Below are 17,558 nucleotides of genomic sequence, written 5' to 3' on the forward strand. Positions count from 1 at the left end.
TCTACAACTGCGAGGAGTCCTACGCCAGACTGAGGAAGGTGGTAGGGCTTGAGAGGGTTGAAGGTATGGATGATGAGGAATAGCGAGCTAAGACTCGCATTGACGGGATAATGGGGTAGGGTCGAGAAGGGGTTCGGGTTAAGAAGGGGATCGGGGCGAGAAGTGGGTCGGGACAAGAATGGGGATCAAGTCGAGAAGGGGGTCTGGACGATGATCTCTCCAACAGTCTCGGCGAAGATGATTGGGGTTCGGCACAGGCATGATGAATATTTTAAGGGCCCGATAAGACGCGACCTATAGCAAAGGATAACAAATTGGGCTAAAAGCTCGACATCAAGGCTGGGCGGTGGGTAGGATTCAAGCGGTTTAGACGATTTGGATATGGAATTTAGCTTCAGAGTCGCGTGAAATGTTGGTGATTTGGTACCCGGGCTTTTTAAACAAAGAGATTTTCGATCATCTAAGAACCTTTATCAAGAATTCAAGAATAAGCCCCTCATGAGACGCTTCCCTATAAACACACGAAGTAAATATTCTCTGGGAAAAGACGGGGCCGTTTTAATCGTTTCATTATCCCGGCTGTTTCACCAATTATGTTTACTTTCATCTTCCACAACAATTATGTCGCCGTCATCAGGAGATGGTTCAGAACAACCTATTTCTCAAAATCATTTCACTTCAGTAATACCTTCAGGAAACGCCTGCCGTTCAAAATTATCCAAAAAGTTCTTGAATCTGAAACGAAACGGGAGAAAGGTCGTCATAGTCTTGAATATCTCTCATTAGTGATTTTTCTATTTATAATGCTCGGCTTCCGTCGATTTGAGGACCTGTCCTAAAATTTCATCGTCTATTTTAGACGACAATGGGAAATCCAATACCACCTTTGTCCCCTCACCCCTGCCGCTGGTTATATTGAGTGAACCGTCATGCTTGGCCATAATCCCCCTGCATATGAAAAGCCCCAGAGCAGCCTTCCCCTTCTCTCCCATGAAATTCGGGTCCTGAACCTTGTCCAGCACTTTTTTATCTATCCCGTTTCCCTGATCTGAGACGATAAGCTGTATTGCAGATCCCCTCTTGCGTGTGGTAATGGTTATCGCTCCGCCGCGATTCATACAATTTTCGGCGTTCTTTATCAGGTGAAGCACGGTATGACGAACATTGTCCGGATATATCGAGACTTGGGGCAGCGATTTGCTTAGAACCGTCTTGACAAGAATATTGTTTTCGCGAAGTCTCGACTCAACTATATAAATCAGCTCCTGGACTATCTCGTTTATATCAACAAACTTTCGCCTCTCCTTTTTGGTCGAAAAAAACGATCGAATCCTCTCTAAGAATTGCTGAACCTCCATAAGCTCGTCTATGGACTTTTCTATGATGCTAATCTTTTCCGGCTCATCTTTCAGCTTATCCCTCAGTATACCGAGGGAGTTCTTAACTCCAAGAAGCGGCCTTCTTATCTCCGCCGTCAGGCTCGATGTCATTCTTCCGGCTGAGGCATCGTTCTCTCTTGAAATCAATTCCCTGATTAACGTGTCCTTTTTCGTAAGGTCCTGTATCATCAATACGGTTTCACTGGATTCGCCGTAACCGCCGCCTAACATAAAACCTATCACCAACAGCTTGATCTTGAAGCCGCTCTTTGTCTTTGATTCAAAATTTATAGAGTGAACCCCCTCCTTTTCCAGCTCGTTAAAAAACGGGTCAAAATATTTCCTGTTTTTTTTCTGCATAAACAAAAGGGGAGACTTACCGATAATCTCCTCCACCTTTAAGTCGAGTATATTCCCGAACGAAAAGTTTGCGGTAACGAAGTTTTTCTCATCGTCGAGTACTGCTATCCCCAGAGGAGAGTGTTCTATTATCTTTTCAAACTTGGCCCGCGTTCTCTCAAGCTCCCTCTCCTTATCGCCGGCCTGCTTCTTTAGCAAATCATCCAAGGTCGCTATATTTTTTTCGAGATTTACTCTGTCGGTAACCTCCTTATAGTGCAGTATTGCGCAGTCAATATCTCCATTCTTGTATGGATAGGCCGTAAGCTCGAAGATCAGCTCCTTACCCTTGATAGTCTTAAACATCCTTTCACAGGTCAACCTCTCGTGTCTGTAGGTGTTAAAAAAGCATTGATCGCACGGTTTCCTCTTCCCGAGTAGATATTTGTAACACTCCTTACCCAGGGCATCTTTAAACCCAAGCCCGATGAGCTCCGACATGGCCATGTTCAGGCGCTTTAAGGAGTATTTGTCGTCTATAATGCAAATGGGGTCTTTTATGGAGTCGAAAATCGCCAGGAGCTCCTCCTGGGCGTTCTTGATCATCTTCTTTTTACTTAACCTCGCCATATCTCACCTTTTTTAAGAGAGACGAAACTTCCAGTGACCGCCTTCAATTCTTTATTATTTTTACGTAATAATTGGTTACTATTATCACAAGTTCTGTAGTGAAATCGAGACAACCCCTCCCGATTCCAAACGAGATGACCCATTCCAAAAAGCTTCTCTTTGTATGCAGATTTAATTTAGATTTAACGCTTCGCTATAGTCCCAAGCGTATGAGGGTCATATAAATACTTAACACATTTCTAACATAAAAGCAAGAATAGTAAACAGGACAAAGGACTAAATCTATTGAGCACCTTTATGAAGAAGTTAAATCAAACAAAATAACATTACTTTCCACTAAAGCGTAATTTCTATTTAAAATATTCCCATATCTTTTTGATCGTAGCAAGCCCCACACCCCTTCCCAAAAACGGGCTTATTATTGCGCGAAAAATGCGTCTTGGCGTGAAGTAAAACGAGAAAAATCCCCTTTTCAACAATCCTTCGATCTCCCCGGACTCAAGGTTATCAAGACGCATCACCGAGTGGTGGCAGTCAAACTTCTCCCAGTCCTTCTCGAATATCCTGTCGTTGTACCTGTTGTAGATCTCCGTTCCCGGATAGGGAGTCAGTATTGAATATTGAACCCCGCCGAGCCCCATCTTCTTTGACAGCCTGAACGTCATTTTGATCATCCTCCTCGTCTCTTCCGGCCAGCCGATGATAAAGCTTCCCATCGTCTCGATATTATATTCTTTAAGTAGGTCGACCGCCCGAGCCGAGTCGCTGAATTTGACGTTTTTATTCGACTTTTCGAGGATCTCGTCCGAGATCGACTCTATCCCCATAAAGACGTACCTGCAGCCCGATTCTGCCATCTTCCTGACCATCTCCTCATTTTTCAGTATAATATCCCCCCTCGAAAAACACCACCAGTAGACGTCGATGGAGCGCTTCCCTATCTCTTCACATATCTCGATTACCCTCTTGGGGCTTATGGTAAAACAGTCGTCCATAAAGCAGACCGCCCCGAATCCGTAGTCTTTAACTATCGACTCGACCTCGTCCACTACGTCGCCCGCCTCCCTCTTTCGCCATAAAGTGCCGGAAAACTTCGACGACGAGCAGAAATCGCAGTTGTAGGGGCAGCCCCGGCTCGTGATGAGAGATGTGATATGTCTCCCTCCCAGCTCCAGCTTCTTGTACTTCTCCATGGAGAGGATGTCTCTCGCGGGAAACGGGATATTCCCAAGGTCCTCCTGCAGCGGTGATTCCGGGTTTTTTATTACCTTCCCGTCCCTCATGAAGGATATTCCCTTTACATTTCGCGGATCCCCGCCCCCTTCGAGAATATCCAGTAGCCCTGCAAATATCGCCTCCCCCTCTCCCCTCACGACGTAGTCGGATATCCCACTGCCCAATATTTCATCGGCGGTGAATGTGGCGTGGGGCCCGCCGATTACAACAATTTTCCCTTTATCCATCGCACTCTTCGCTATTTCAACCGCCCTGTTGTACCTCGACGTGTCCAGGGAGATGCCGACGACGTCGTATCGTCTAAAATCGATCTCTCCCCTCCCCCCCGTCAAGTTCAAATCGAGGATATCCACCTCGTGGCCGTGCTCCCTTGCGGTTGAGGCCAGATATGCAAGCCCCAACGGAGGCAGGAGGAAACCCAGCCTGTGGTAGACATCCGGGGCATGGGGATGTACAAGAAGTACCTTCACAGGGTCTCCTCGTTAAGATGGCATATATATCAATCGAATATTTCTTTCTTTTACTTCTCATTTCCCTCGCCCAAGGCAACGAGGGCGGGAAGGACAAAGAGGGCCGAGATCAGGCAAAAGAAGACGCCGACCACGGCGACAAAGCCTATGCTCGAAAGCCCCCCGTATCTGGCAAAGGTAAGAGACCCGAAGCCGAGTATCGTTGTCACAGTCGTCATGATGACGGCCCTCCCTGAGAAGCTCACGGCGGCCAGGATTTCTCCCTTGCCCCCCTCCCTGTAACGGTGATAGATATGGATGTTGTCATCTATCCCGATCCCTATAACCATGGGGGCCACGACCACGTTGGCGAAGTTTAAAGAGATGCCGAAGATCCCCATAAATCCGAGCATCCATAAAATACCCATTCCCAAAGAGATCATCGAATAGAAGACGCCCTTGAACTCCTTGAACTGGATAAGGAGTACAGAGAACACCCCAATCAGTGCTATTGTTATCGCGTTGATAAAATCCCTCTCGATAATCCTCTTCATCTCCATCAGGACCATCGATATGCTGGCCACCGATATTTCAGGGGAGAGCTTCTTCAGGGCCTTTACCATCCCCCTGTCGATATTGTCTTTCCAGACCCCCGACTTAGGATACGCAAATATCGAGACAAACCAGCCTTCGTCACCCTCTTGAATATACTTCTTTATCATGTCGCCCTGGACACTCCCCTCTATATCGCCTATTGTTATAGGCTCCACATCCCCGTCCGCGAACGACTCCATCGAGTCTATGAATGGTTGAAATGGCTCTGTTTTGAACTGCCGGGCGTTGAGCGCTTCTTTGAATGAGGATACGACTCCCTTGAGATTAAGCCCCTTTGTCCTTTCTATGTTTTCCCACTGCCTCTTCACCGACGGGAGGATCTGCCCCGGCCCCTCAATCTTCGCTATTTCACGATATTTCCCGACAACCTCGACCGCCTTCTCGGAGAGGATCAGGGCGTCCTCTATCTCGCGGCTTTTGGCCGTAATAATCACCTCCGACGACGAGCCGGAAAAGATCTCCCAGATCTCCTCCTGGACGGCAAAGGCCTCGTTCCCCTTCGGCCTGAGCTCGTTAATATCGGTCTCGAATCCTACCCTTGTCGCAAAGACCCCCATGACCACTGAAAAGAGCAAGGCGGAGACTATGATGAGACGCTTCTGTCTTATCAGAAAACTCCCCAGCTTCTCCATCCCGAAGTTGGACACGGGAGTTAGGGATATTCTCTCTTCACCCCTGATCTTGATTTGTCTTACGATAAGGGAGGGCAAGACCGTGAACGTCGATGTCAGCGTCATTATAATCCCCACGCCCCCTATTATCCCTAGCTCCGAAAGCCCCTTGAACTGGGTAAATGCCATCGCAAAAAAGGCGATCGACGTTGTCAGTGCTCCCGTCAAGATTCCCAGTCCCGTCTTTGAAAAGGCCGCATCGAGGGAGAGCTTGAGGCCGCTCCCCTTCGCCATCTCTTCTATAAACCTGTTGTAGAAATGGATGGAGAAGTCTATTCCCAGCCCCACCAGTATCGCCCCGAAGGCGGCCGTTACCATGTTCAGGTGGCCCAGGGCGAACCCGGCGAAACCCATCGTCCAGTATATCCCCAGCCCCAGGGACGGCCCGACAAAAAGCAAAAATGAAAGCCTTCTAAAAATGAAGTAGAAGGAGAGGAGTACGAAGATAAGGGAGCTGAAGACGGTGAGCATGAGGTCTCTCTTTATCGTGTCGGCGTCGTTTATCGCGATTGCGTAGCCGCCGGTGTACTGGACCTTCACTCCCTCAAAGCCGTATTCCTCTTTTATGTCATTCTCGATTTTGCCGAGGGTTGAGAAGAGCTTCTTATCGAACTCGATATCCTGGGGGGGCTTCACGGGACGCCCGAGCATCAGGAGGTGCTTGCCGTCAATCGAAAGGAAGTAGCCGGAGGCGGAGTCTATCCTGAATCCCCCCTCACCAGAAAACAGCCCCTCTTTTATGATAGAAAAGAAGTCGAGGGGGTCGGCCGTCACCAGCTCCGCCGCCCCCGATGAGGCGGGGGTCAGAAGGAGCTTTCTATCCATCTCGACCGCCTCGTCTACGGCCGAATCGGTCAATTTATCCGCTATCTTCTCAAAGCCCTCATCGTCGAGATAAAGAAAGATATTTGGGAGATACTTCTCGAAGATGAACTCCCTGTCGCCCTCGGTTACCCTGTACCTCACGTCGTTTATCAGGCCGGAATCCTCGATTCCCTCGGCAAATCGGTCGGAAAATCCGGTTATCTCATTCTTCTCTTCGCCCGACACCATGATGACGAGGTAATCGAGGGTGCCCATCCGCTCGAGGGATGTCAGGTAGTCGGAAACCGCCTCGTTTTTTTCGGGGAGCATGTAGGCCACGTTCGACACCATCTCAAGCCTCAAGACGCCGAGCGTGGAAACCACCGTTAAAAGGACGGCGGCCAAGAGGACAAGGAGGTCGTATCGATACACAATATTTGCAAGTCTTTTCAGCAGGGCTTCCCTCACTAATACCTCATAACCTTATTGGCAAGTGTACGCCAGAGAATAAAAAACATCAGAAAACAGCTTTAGACGTTTAGTTCGATAAGCACGATATCCCAATAAGTTCAAATCAATATCGGGACTTTGATACGATCACCGAAGCTCCGTCAAAAGAGAGGATTTAAGTTGACACGACCTCGTTGAGCTCATTGACTACATCGTCTACATTCAGGCCGTGGGCTCTCAATCCCTCCTCGATGGTCTCGAAGCTCGATGCAAGACATCCTATACAACCCAGATTGTATTTTTTAAATACATCTGTGCATTCGGGATGATTTTCTACTATCTCCCTTATGGACATGTCTTTTCTTATCATGAGAACTTCCCCGTAGAATTTGTTTATAATATATCAAAAAAGGTATTTTAAAACCACCCAAAAATTGGAACATAACAAAAAAATATCGTGTCATAATGACATTACAACTCAAAAATGTAAATCAAATTTTTAGGAGCACAATATGAAATGGAAAATTCTTTTTTTTGCGGCGCTGGCAATCACTCTCTTGCCGACCCTTGCATCGGCCGACGGCATCATCATCATCGATCCTCCACCCCATCCTGATGAACAGGTCATCCCCATGGAGGTTATTTATCACCGTGTGAAGATAAATATCACGAAGGGTGTCGCCGTTACCCACATCGACGAGGTCTTTCACAATCCCAACGATATGGACCTCGAGGGGACGTTTATCTTTCCACTGCTCGTGGGGGCCTCAATTTCCGAGTTCTCCCTTTACATCGACGGAAAGAAGGTGAACGGCGAGGTACTCCCCGCAGACGAGGCGAGAGACATATACGAGGACATCGTAAGGAAGCTGAAAGACCCGGCTCTTCTGGAGTATATGGACAGAAATCTCTTCAAACTCAGGGTCTACCCCATACCAGCAAGGGGGGAGAGGCGCATCGAGCTTACATACACCGAGACCCTGAAGTACGACTTCGGGACGGTAAAGTACGTCTACCCTCTGGACACGGAGAAGTATTCGTCCGCCCCCTTAGACGAGGTTACCATAGACGCCTCCATAAAGACCGACATCCCCATCAAGTCGGTCTACTCGCCCAGCCACGAGGTCGACATCGCAAGGAAGGGAGAAAAGGAGGTGAGATTGTCTTATGAGGAGAAAAATATCCTTCCAGACAAGGATTTCGTCCTCTACTATACTCTCTCGAAGGAGGAGATCGACGCAAGCCTGATTACATACAGGGAGAGGGGCGACGACGGTTTCTTTATGCTCCTCTTGACCCCGAATCCCGAAGTCGATCCGAACGACGTTATCCCGAAGGACGTCACCTTCGTCCTGGACACATCCGGGAGCATGAAGGGCGACAAGATCAGGCAGGCCCAGGACGCCCTGATCTTCTGCATCAAGTCCTTGAACGAAGGCGACAGGTTCAACATCATCCGCTTCGCCACCGATACGGAGTCCTTCAAGAAGGGACTTATTTCCGCCAATAAAAAGATCAAGGGCGAGGCTCAAGACTTCGTAAACGATATAAAGGCAATGGGGGGAACCAACATCAACGACGCCCTGCTCCTCGCATTGAAGTCAAACGGGGGGTCGAAGCGTCCCCACATGGTCATTTTTATAACCGATGGTGAGCCGACCGTCGGCGAGACGGACCTCCCCAATATAATAGACAATGTAAAGAGGGGAAACAAGGATAAGGCGAGGATCTTCGTATTCGGCGTCGGAGAAGAGATCAACACCCACCTTCTGGACAAGATATCTTCGGAAAACCACGGCGTCTCCGAGTACGTAAAGCCGTCGGAGAGGATCGACAATACCGTGTCGAACTTCATCAAAAAGATCCAAAGCCCAGTATTGAGCAACATCTCCATCGATATGACGAAGATCAAGGTCAAGGACGTCTTTCCGAAGGAGCCTCCCGACCTGTTCGCCGGATCTCAGGTAACCATCGTGGGGAGGTACAATGGATCGGGTAAGAGCACCATTCTGCTGACCGGCTTCGTAAACAAGAAGAAGGTTGCATTTGAGTATCCGGTAAACTTTCCCGATAGGGACACCGAGAGCGATTTCCTCCCCCGAATCTGGGCCACGAGGAAGATTGCGTACCTCTTGGACGAGATACGCCTGAACGGCGAAAACAGAGAGCTTGTAGACGAGATCATTCGACTTGCGACGGACTTCGGGATCGTGACTCCCTACACGAGCTTTCTTGTCCTCGAAGATCAGAGGGAGGGATTCGGAGGAGCACCGGCCCCCGGCGCAGACGAGGAGCTCGACGTTATGTCTGAGCCGAGTATGCTGACAAAGAAGAGCGGCAGTTTCGGCGTTAAATCCGCAGAAAAGATGAGAGACCTGAAGGAGACCGACAAGGTAAAGACCTCACACCTGATGAGCATCAAGCAGGTTGGCGAAAGGACCTTCTTCTTGAGGGAGAAGGTCTGGGTGGATTCGGAATACAAAAAGGGGACAAAGACAAACGAGATCAAATACGGATCTAAAAAATACTGGGAGTTTGTCAGAAACAATCCTAAAGCTGGAAGGTATTTATCCCTCGGGAAGATGATCATCTTCAATTACGAGGCAAACTGGTACAGCATAAACTGATTCATTCAAAAAAAGGGGCCGGCCCAATTTCGATCTTATGATCTTTGCGCCGGCCTCCCTGTTTATCACCTCATCAGGAAAATCATCTTTTTCAAAACGTTGTATATCTCCTCCTTTTCCGAGAGGGGTATCGACTTCAGCTCCTCAAAGAGCTTTGCGCGGTATCCTATGGGAGTCGCCTTCGCAACCTGCTCCCCGGAAAGCGTGAGTCTCGCCAACATCCTCCTTGTGTCGTCCTGGTCTCTTCTTTTTTCAACCAATCCCTTTTTAGACAGCCTGTTTACGTACCCCTCCACCGTTGTTATGTGGAGCTTGGTCAGCGTGGCAAGCTCTCCCAGGGATATATCCGGATTTTGGCCGATAGCGCCCAACATCTCAATCTGAGACGCCGTAACGCCGTATCCTTCCTCTAAGAGGCGCTTGGAGTAATCCTTCTTAATTTTATCAAAATCATCCAGAAGTCTTGAAATCAGATAGTAGATGTTCTTTTCGGTGATCTCCATAGAAAATATTAGGCATGCATAATAATTTATTTAAAAAAATAGCTTTCATCACAGAGTATCAATATATCCCATCAGATCCTTCAGGTCTCCTATAGGTATCGAAAATCTCGGCATCTCCCAGCTTAACGTCCCGCCGTCTTCCGTTATACCCCACTTAAGTAGGTTTTCCAGTTCGCCCTCTGACATTCCCCTTAACCCCGTTATTGACTTCTTTATATCCGGTGGAGAGAGCTTTAAATCCTTCATCTCCTTCTTCCCCTTGCCGTTTGCCCCGTGGCACACACCGCATCCGCCCCCCTCGAGGATAAACCAGGACGGCCCGCCGCTTATAGGTATCATCTTTCCGCCGATATCCTTTCCCGTGTTGTAAATGGCGGCCCCGTTTGCGAGGTCTATCTCCTTTTTTATCGCCGGAAGAGGCGTGTTTTTGTCGACCGTGGGCCGTCTCTTGCTTACCACGAAAACAACGAGTACCGAGAGAATCAGGAGCATGGTAAATGTATAAATTAAGAGTCTTCTCTTTTCCAAAGCTAATTTCCGGTTGAACGAATTTTAGACATTTTTAATATAATACCACAGCATCTTAGGTCAATCAAGAATTTAGTATCAATTTCCTTGCAATTTTTTCCCCTTAATGATATTAATCTACCAAAGGAGCGTTTTTTATGAAGAAGATTATCGATAACAAGGATGAAAAAATTGTGAAAGTCCTCAAGAAGATGGACGAAAGTTTTACCTTGTCGGACTTCGTGGAGGGCTTTAAAAAGTACAACCGTGAAGACTACGAAAGACTCGAAGAACGTTTTGTCAACGATGAAAAAAACGTCAGGATCATGGAGTGGAAAAAGCATTCAATGCCGACACCGGAAAAGTATCTCCTGAACGCCCTGAAGGAATATCTGAAAAGAAACAAAAATACGATTACTGTCCTTAAAGGAAATAAGTTCAAAAAGGTGTCAGCGGCAAAAAAATAGTTATATGCTCCGCCCCTCTATCCCATTGTTCTCTGCAACTCTGTTTTCTGCACCTTTGGTTCATGATCCTTTGCTATCTGCCCTCTGTGCCTTACTTCCCTGTCACCCTGTTTTTATAACGCTCTGTTTTATACTCCTTGGCCCTTAATACCTTTGGGCCCCTACTCCCCGCTCTTTTGTTCTCCATCTCTGTCCCTTTAATTTACCGGCTTCTCTATATCTCCTACACTTTCTGATCGAAATCCATTCACCCTTAATTTAAAGTAGCAGCGTCCTGGCTTCAACCGAGAATAATAAATAATTGGATGCGACGCCCCTTTGCCCTTTGTCCATTACTTCCCTATCACCCTGTTTTTATGATGCTCTGTTTTATGCTCCTTGGCCCTTAACCCCGTTGGCCCTCTGCCTTTTTTGTCCTCTTGTTCTCTGTCCTTTTTTTTCTTCCCCTCTGTCGTTTGTACATTAATTCTCCGTCCCTTGATTTCTCTCCCTCTGTTTTATAATGCTCTGGTTTATTCCCCTTGATCTCCGCTCCTTAGTTCTCCGCCCCTGCTCCTTTTTTTTACCATTATCAAAATACCTTCTATGACTTTGCGCGCCTTTAGCCGAGGCCGATCCCCTTCAACGCATCGTATTGATTTTCGGGCCTCAACTCAAATAGAACCCATCGTCAAACACCGCACCGCCATAAGCCCTGCAAACCACATCCGATCGAATCAATAAGATACCGGACCCCCATCGTAATCCGGCGAAAAACTACGCCAATTGGCCCCGTCTCGTGTTCTCGTCTTACTATATGAACTCCTTTTTGAATATAAGGAGCGGCGCCAAGAATATTATCCCGAGCAGGAGGGCCAGTGGAAAGACAAGGGTCGTCGGGTTTTCAATGCAGTAAAGCGGCAGCTTGACCGGATATATCAGCTCGAATCCGGCCCTTGCCAACCATAGTATCCCCTGCGAGATTCCGTATAGCCACGCTGATTCGGATTCCGTCTTAAGCCTCATTGAAAAGTAGACTGAGAGCGTCCCGAAGATAAAGAGACAGAGGGCTATCGCGATCGAGCTCAGGATGAGGAGTTCTTGATATTTCGGCGAGAGGAACGAAAACTCCCCATATCTTATCAGCTCGTAGGGCCACACAAAGTGCAGGACCGCGATCAATATCTCAACGATCCCCCCCACCATCATACATATAAGCGCGATTTGCTTTTTCATGGAAAGCCCCCTTTAACGAGATTTTTTAAAAACTTCCGTGAAGGATTTCGGTGCCGATCCCTGTCAACGACCGGCTTCTACATACACAAAAACCGCTTCTATTCAGCCGGCCCTTTTTTATAACCGTTCCTGTTGGACCTCACCGTTTTCTTGCGGTTACTCCCCCCTAAATTACAATACCCTTCTCCCTCAGCTCCCCAATCTCCTCCTCCGAGAGACCTATAAGCCTGAGTATTTCGTCGTTGTGCTGACCCAATATCGGCGGCGGCTTTATCTCCTTCGCCTCGGTATCGGAGAACTTCAGCGGTATCCCGATCCCCTTTATCTTCCCCTCCGTTGGGTGGTCCATCTCCACTATCATGTCCCTCGCTATTGCGTGGGGATCGTTTTCCACCTCGTCTATTGTAAGTACGGCCTCCGTCATCGACTCCTCGCCCCTGAATATCTCCATCCACTCGTCCCTGGTCTTGCCCATTATTATGCCCTTCAGCTCTTCCTTCATCGCGTCCCTCTCCTCCCCCTGGACGTACTGCTTGTCGGTCCACTCCTCCTTTCCGATCAGCTGGCAGACGCGCTTCCAGAACTTTTGTTCGAGGGCCCCCAGGGTTATGTACTTTTCATCCTTGGTCTTGTATACATCGTAGCACAAAAGCCCCCCCGACAGGAACGAATCACCCCTTTTGGGAAGCTCTCCCCCCGCCAGGTATGCGGAATAGTGCACTCCCATGAACGGGAGAATCCCGTCGAACATCGAGACGTCGACGTGCTGGCCCCTTCCTGTCTTCTCCCTTGCCGTCAGGGCCGAGAGAATCCCTATGACCGACATCAATCCCCCGCCCGCCACGTCCGCAACCTGGATTCCGGGCACCACCGGATCTCCGTCCTTGACGCCTATAACGTCGGTTATCCCGGCAAGGCCCATGTAGTTCATGTCGTGTCCCGGTATCTGCGAATAGGGGCCGGTCTGGCCGAAGCCGGTTATCGAGCAATATATTATCTTCGTATTTCTTGATTTTGCCTTTTCGTATCCCAACCCCATGGAATCGATGACGCCCGGCCTGAACTGCTCCACCACCACGTCCGATACCTCCACGAGCTTGAAAAAAAGCTCCTTTCCTTCATCTGACCTCGTGTCTATGGCAAAGCTCTTCTTGTTTCTGTTTACCGCTATGTATCCGGCGCCCTCTTTATTAAACATCGGCGGGAAAAAACGGATATAGTCGGGGCTGTCCTTGCTTTCGACCTTAATTACCTCAGCGCCTAAGTCGCCCAGAAGCTGGGTCCCGAAAGGCCCCGGATAGAGCCTTGTAAAGTCGATTATCCTCACACCCTCAAGTGGTCCTGGCATATTTCCTCCTTCCTACTTAACTATTCAACGAGATTCTTCTTGATTTTCTTTACAACATCGGGTGAAACCTTAAGGATGGTCGTTATGTAATACTCCATCCCGCCGTAGTCTTCAAAATATCTGTTTATATGTTCTCCCCACTCTCCCTGAAGCGCGGCCCCCCGCTCATTTGAGCGTAGGTAGTCGTACAATCTGTCCTCACCGCCCACACCCACGGCGCCGAGCAGAAACATCGTCGCCACCTCAACCTCGTGAAGCCCCCCCTCGTCAAAGATGACCGCAGGCAGATTGTCCTTATCCGATACGTGGTCGAGAAGTCCCATCAGGGATTTTCTGCTAAGGACGATTATCCTCCTGTAGAACTCCGCCTTGTCACTCAGGTTGTCCCTCTTCATGGGGAGCTTAACGACCCTTATTCCCGCCTCTGCAAGGAGTTTTTCCATCCGAACATCTCTGGCCCCGTCCCTGAGATCGACAACGGTAACCACGCCCATCTCCACAAGCTTCTTCACTCCGGCCGGCCCTATCCCGGAGATATCGCCTGATCGATAGAGAACCCCCGACCTTACCTCTCCGCCGTCCGTCTTGTATCCCCCCACATCCCGAAAGTTACTTGATCCCCCCTCGATTTTTACCCAGCCACCCTCCTCGCAGTAGCCGGTATAGGCAAAGAGGAAAACAGCGAGAATTGCAAATATAGCGATAAAATTTACCGCCCCCCATCTTTTATCAAGACGTTCTATAGTCATAACGCCTCCATTAATCTTGATCATAAACGAATTTAACACTACGGAAAAGAAGCCGCACATAAAGACGGTCCAATCAAATATCAACCGACCGATCAATACCTCCTGACTACGGCCTCCATCTCCCTCTCCAGCTCCTCCATCAAGCTTACAAGCCTGAACTGAGTTCTTGCCCTGTCGAGGTTTTGACCCGCCCTCTCGATCTTGAAGTACTTATCGCCCATCAGGTAATCGGTCAGAAACCTCAGGCCGGTCTCGAACGTTATTACCCTGCCGCAGACGGGGAGAAGCCTCCTCTCTTCACCCGTGATGAACCCGGAGCAGGCCTCGAGGTACCCCCTGACCAGCGCCTCGAAGAGCCCGAGATCGAAGGCAATTTTTTCAAGGTCCGGCTCGTCCTCGGCGGAGGAGCTTGTTGTCGTCCTTACCTGATCCCCAAAATCGTAGAGGAGCGATCCGGGCATTACGGTGTCCAGGTCTATGACGCAGAGCGCCCGGGGAAGCGACCCCATTCCTCCCTCGAAGATGACGTTATTTATCTTCGTGTCGTTGTGGGTCACCCTTATCGGTATATCCCCCGAATCCAGTATGTCTGTAATGGCGCCCTTCAGCCCCTCCCTCTCAAGACAGAACTCTATCTCGTCTTTTACCCCCTCACACCTCCCGTGGGGATCGTCTTTCACCGACTTCAAAAAACTATCGAACCTGAGAGGTGTGTTGTGAAAGTCCTTTATCGTGACGTTTATCTTCGATATATCGATATCCTTCAGGTCCTCCTGGAAGCGGCCGAAGGCCGACGACGCTTCATAGGCCATTCCTATTCCGCTTTCGTCGCTTTTCACAAAATCCACGGTAAGCCCGTCTATGTGGAGATAACACCTCCAGAACTCCCCCAGATCGTCAACGTGGAAGTGGTTCCCGTTTTTTGTGTCGGTAAGGGTCAAGACCTCCCTTGTCGGATCGCCTCCCCTATCCTTCACCCTCTCCCTTATCCTCTCGGTGACCCTCTTTATGTTGTCAATCAGGGGCTTCGGCTCGGGGAAGACCCTCCTGTTTACCCTCTGGAGGACATATTTAATAAAACCGCTCCCAGCTGAAGCCGGTTTTGTCTCCACGATGTAGGTGTCGTTTATGTGGCCGACCTTGTGGGGAACCACATTTACGATCTCCCCGTCAAGGGAAAATCTATCGGCCGTGTCAAACAGAGAGTCCGTTTTGTCCCCCCTCAAAACGCCTCATTTATCCATTAGCCTGAAACAAAAATCCCCGGCACCCCCGTCTCCGATCCCAAAATCACTATTTCAACTTCTTGGGGTACACCCCTTCGCCTATCATGCTCCTTATCTCTCCCATCACTATCTCCCTGTCCTCGGGGTGGGTCATACCGAACCAGACCTCCTCGGTGTCTATGACCTTTACCCTAGCCCTTTTGTTCTCGACGAGGGAGGCCACCACGTTTGGGATCAGAAACTCCGCCTTCTGGTCGTTCTTGTTTTCCTTAAGAAACAGGGAAAGCTCCCTTTCTATATGCTCAAAGATATAGGGATCGAATCCCCAGAAGTTCATAGAGACCGCGGTCAACGGATCGAGCTTTTCCCATACGCCTTCTCTCTCAAATCCTATACTACCGTCCCTTATCTCTATCCCCCTCGTCTCTTCAATCGTTACTAACCAAGAATCGGTTACGTTGGATATGCCCCTCGTTACCGCTCCGTGGGGGCTGACGGTGTTTTTAAGAAGGTAGCCCACCATTGAATAAGTACTTTCATTGCACTCGCTCGACCTCAGGAACTCGTTCAGCGCCTTGAACGAGCTCCTCCCGTAGAAGTCGTCGGCGTTGACCACGCCGAATGGCTCATCTATCAAGTCCCTGCAAACAAAGACGGCGTGTCCCGTGCCCCAGGGCTTCTTCCTCCCCTCGGGGAGACCCTCCAACCCCTGATAGGCATAAACTGCCTCCATCTCGGACGGCATGAATCTCGAGACCATTTCCTTGAACTCATCCTCGAACTCACGGCGGATCACGAAGACCGCCTTGTCAAATCCGGAGTTATGGGCGTCGTACAGGGTGTAGTGGATCAGAAGCTCCCCGTTGGGGCCGACCGGATCGAGCTGCTTGAGACCCCCATAGCGGGAGCCCATCCCCGCCGCCATGATCACTATGGACGTCCTATCTCTTTTCATGCTCCCTCTCTGAAATGATTTCAAAGGTCAATATTATATAATGTTCACCATCCGGTCAAGTTGAATGTTGAATTACAGCTCTCTTTTTTAAACACCTATCAGCATAACTACGGCCGCAACGATTATGACGACGGTGATTATCTTAAATAGCTTCGCGTGATCGACCTTGTGAATCCTCTTCGCCGCCCACCTCGATGCCAAGGTGCCTGAGATTATCATCGATACTGCGGCGGCGTAGTTTACGTAGCCCAGCGAAAACGGGGGAAGTCCCTCCACTCCCAAACCGTGGTAGATGTGCACCAGCGCGCCGAAGAGGGCGTTTATCATCGTTGTGCACGACGAATGGGCTATCGCCTCAACCGCGCAGAAACGAAGGAGAAATAGTGTCGCCGGGAGCATCACAATTCCTCCCCCTATGCCGAAAAAAGATGAAAAGAAGCCTGCGAGAAAGCCAGAAATCCCGGAGATAACGAGAATTCTTAGGCTTATCTCCCTCGGTTTTCCATCCGTGCCGTTTTCACTGCCTGCGATCGTCCCTTTTGTGCCCTTATCTCCGAAGTAAAACCTCAACCCCACGATTATCATCACCACTGCGAATATCCTCTTGAAGAGAGCAACATCTATTGAGACGGAGACGGACCCCCCGATCCACGCTCCCACGGCTCCGAAGGCGGTCATGGCGACAATGACGTTTCGATATATTACCCCTTTTTTAATGTGGACTATCGAGCTTGACAGCGCCGCCGTGGAAATAACGGCAAGGCTCGTCCCCACTGCCAGGTGCCCCACGTTTTCTTCGGAATATCCAAGGAGGGTAAACGTGTATATCAGTATCGGGACCGCATAGATGCCACCACCGCCCCCTATGAAGCCGGCGTTGAGCCCCATTATGGCTCCCGTCAGGAGAAAAATGAGAAATAGGGGCAGGATATTGGAGATGAAATGGAGCATAATAAGGAGTTCTTAAAATGTTTAAGGACAAAGGCTTTGAAAGATCATTGCAGATACGATCCCCTAAAAATGACTTTGTCTTTGATCAGGTTATCTATGAGGATTTCAAAAAGTGGGGTATAAATAAAGAGGCCCGAAAAAAGCTGGCCGATATATATTTCATTAATAATTTCTATGTCCGCCCTAACGCGTTGGCAAGCTCCCTCTTTCTTCAAGCCGCACAAAATAAAAACGCCCTTTCGGGCTCCTGTGGGATTGACGGGATAAAACACTTTAGTCCCCGCCCTAACTATAATATTTCCATACCCCCCGTGACAAAATTCCCCAACCCCCCCATGCAATAAAATTTTCAGCCTCCCTAAGTCAAAATTCCCCGACCCCCCTGCTAAAAAAAATTCCTGCCCACCCTGTGATAAATATTTCCCTGCCCCCTTCGC

The 17,558-nt window shown here is 49.1% G+C and carries 15 protein-coding genes; 3 read left to right on the top strand and 12 right to left on the bottom strand.

Going from position 1 to position 17,558, the window contains the following annotated elements; all coding sequences use genetic code 11:
- Positions 1-794: 794 nt before the first annotated feature.
- The 4 genes from JW984_01710 to JW984_01725 all read right to left on the bottom strand — a co-directional run bounded on the left by JW984_01710 (position 795) and on the right by JW984_01725 (position 6,943).
- Positions 795-2,348 (bottom strand): PAS domain S-box protein, encoded by a 1,554-nt coding sequence (locus JW984_01710; GenBank protein ID MBN1571892.1) that lies wholly within the window; start codon positions 2,346-2,348, stop codon positions 795-797.
- Positions 2,349-2,698: 350 nt separating this feature from the next.
- Positions 2,699-4,054 (bottom strand): cobalamin-dependent protein, encoded by a 1,356-nt coding sequence (locus JW984_01715; protein ID MBN1571893.1) that lies wholly within the window; start codon positions 4,052-4,054, stop codon positions 2,699-2,701.
- A gap of 50 nt (positions 4,055-4,104) precedes the next feature.
- Positions 4,105-6,591, bottom strand: a complete 2,487-nt coding sequence (locus tag JW984_01720) for an MMPL family transporter (protein ID MBN1571894.1) — start codon at positions 6,589-6,591, stop codon at positions 4,105-4,107.
- 157 nt (positions 6,592-6,748) lie between these two features.
- Positions 6,749-6,943, bottom strand: coding sequence for a DUF1858 domain-containing protein (locus tag JW984_01725; GenBank protein MBN1571895.1), 195 nt, complete (start codon positions 6,941-6,943; stop codon positions 6,749-6,751).
- Between the two features lie 142 nt (positions 6,944-7,085).
- Between JW984_01725 and JW984_01730 the strand changes: the two genes are divergently transcribed.
- Positions 7,086-9,200, top strand: a complete 2,115-nt coding sequence (locus JW984_01730) for a VWA domain-containing protein (protein ID MBN1571896.1) — start codon at positions 7,086-7,088, stop codon at positions 9,198-9,200.
- A gap of 65 nt (positions 9,201-9,265) precedes the next feature.
- On the opposite strand, the gene JW984_01735 is transcribed toward JW984_01730, so the two are convergent.
- Both JW984_01735 and JW984_01740 read right to left on the bottom strand, forming a co-directional pair.
- Positions 9,266-9,703, bottom strand: coding sequence for a MarR family transcriptional regulator (locus JW984_01735; protein MBN1571897.1), 438 nt, complete (start codon positions 9,701-9,703; stop codon positions 9,266-9,268).
- 48 nt (positions 9,704-9,751) lie between these two features.
- The gene (locus tag JW984_01740; protein MBN1571898.1) at positions 9,752-10,231 is read right to left on the bottom strand and encodes a cytochrome c; all 480 of its coding nucleotides are present in this window, start codon (positions 10,229-10,231) and stop codon (positions 9,752-9,754) included.
- A gap of 137 nt (positions 10,232-10,368) precedes the next feature.
- Between JW984_01740 and JW984_01745 the strand changes: the two genes are divergently transcribed.
- A complete protein-coding gene (locus JW984_01745) occupies positions 10,369-10,677 on the top strand; it encodes a hypothetical protein (GenBank protein MBN1571899.1) in 309 nt (102 codons plus the stop codon).
- 792 nt (positions 10,678-11,469) lie between these two features.
- Here the strand turns inward: JW984_01745 and JW984_01750 are convergent.
- The 6 genes from JW984_01750 to JW984_01775 all read right to left on the bottom strand — a co-directional run bounded on the left by JW984_01750 (position 11,470) and on the right by JW984_01775 (position 17,121).
- Entirely contained in the window at positions 11,470-11,892 is a 423-nt protein-coding gene (locus JW984_01750) for a hypothetical protein (protein MBN1571900.1), read from the bottom strand.
- 166 nt (positions 11,893-12,058) lie between these two features.
- Complete coding sequence (locus JW984_01755) at positions 12,059-13,240, bottom strand: CoA transferase (protein MBN1571901.1); 1,182 nt, start codon at positions 13,238-13,240, stop codon at positions 12,059-12,061.
- Between the two features lie 20 nt (positions 13,241-13,260).
- A complete protein-coding gene (locus JW984_01760) occupies positions 13,261-13,989 on the bottom strand; it encodes a tyrosine-protein phosphatase (GenBank protein MBN1571902.1) in 729 nt (242 codons plus the stop codon).
- Between the two features lie 92 nt (positions 13,990-14,081).
- Positions 14,082-15,215: a phosphotransferase gene (locus JW984_01765; protein ID MBN1571903.1), complete on the bottom strand. Its 1,134-nt coding sequence runs from the start codon at positions 15,213-15,215 to the stop codon at positions 14,082-14,084.
- A gap of 67 nt (positions 15,216-15,282) precedes the next feature.
- Positions 15,283-16,170, bottom strand: coding sequence for a nucleotidyltransferase (locus tag JW984_01770; GenBank protein MBN1571904.1), 888 nt, complete (start codon positions 16,168-16,170; stop codon positions 15,283-15,285).
- An 87-nt stretch (positions 16,171-16,257) separates the two neighbouring features.
- Positions 16,258-17,121: a sulfite exporter TauE/SafE family protein gene (locus tag JW984_01775; protein MBN1571905.1), complete on the bottom strand. Its 864-nt coding sequence runs from the start codon at positions 17,119-17,121 to the stop codon at positions 16,258-16,260.
- Positions 17,122-17,138: 17 nt separating this feature from the next.
- On the opposite strand from JW984_01775, the gene JW984_01780 reads away from it, so the two are divergent.
- On the top strand, positions 17,139-17,465 hold the full coding sequence (locus JW984_01780; protein MBN1571906.1) for a hypothetical protein: 327 nt from the start codon (positions 17,139-17,141) through the stop codon (positions 17,463-17,465).
- Positions 17,466-17,558 lie beyond the last annotated feature (93 nt).

The organism is Candidatus Zymogenus saltonus, from assembly GCA_016929395.1.
Lineage (GTDB): Bacteria > Desulfobacterota > Zymogenia > Zymogenales > Zymogenaceae > Zymogenus > Zymogenus saltonus.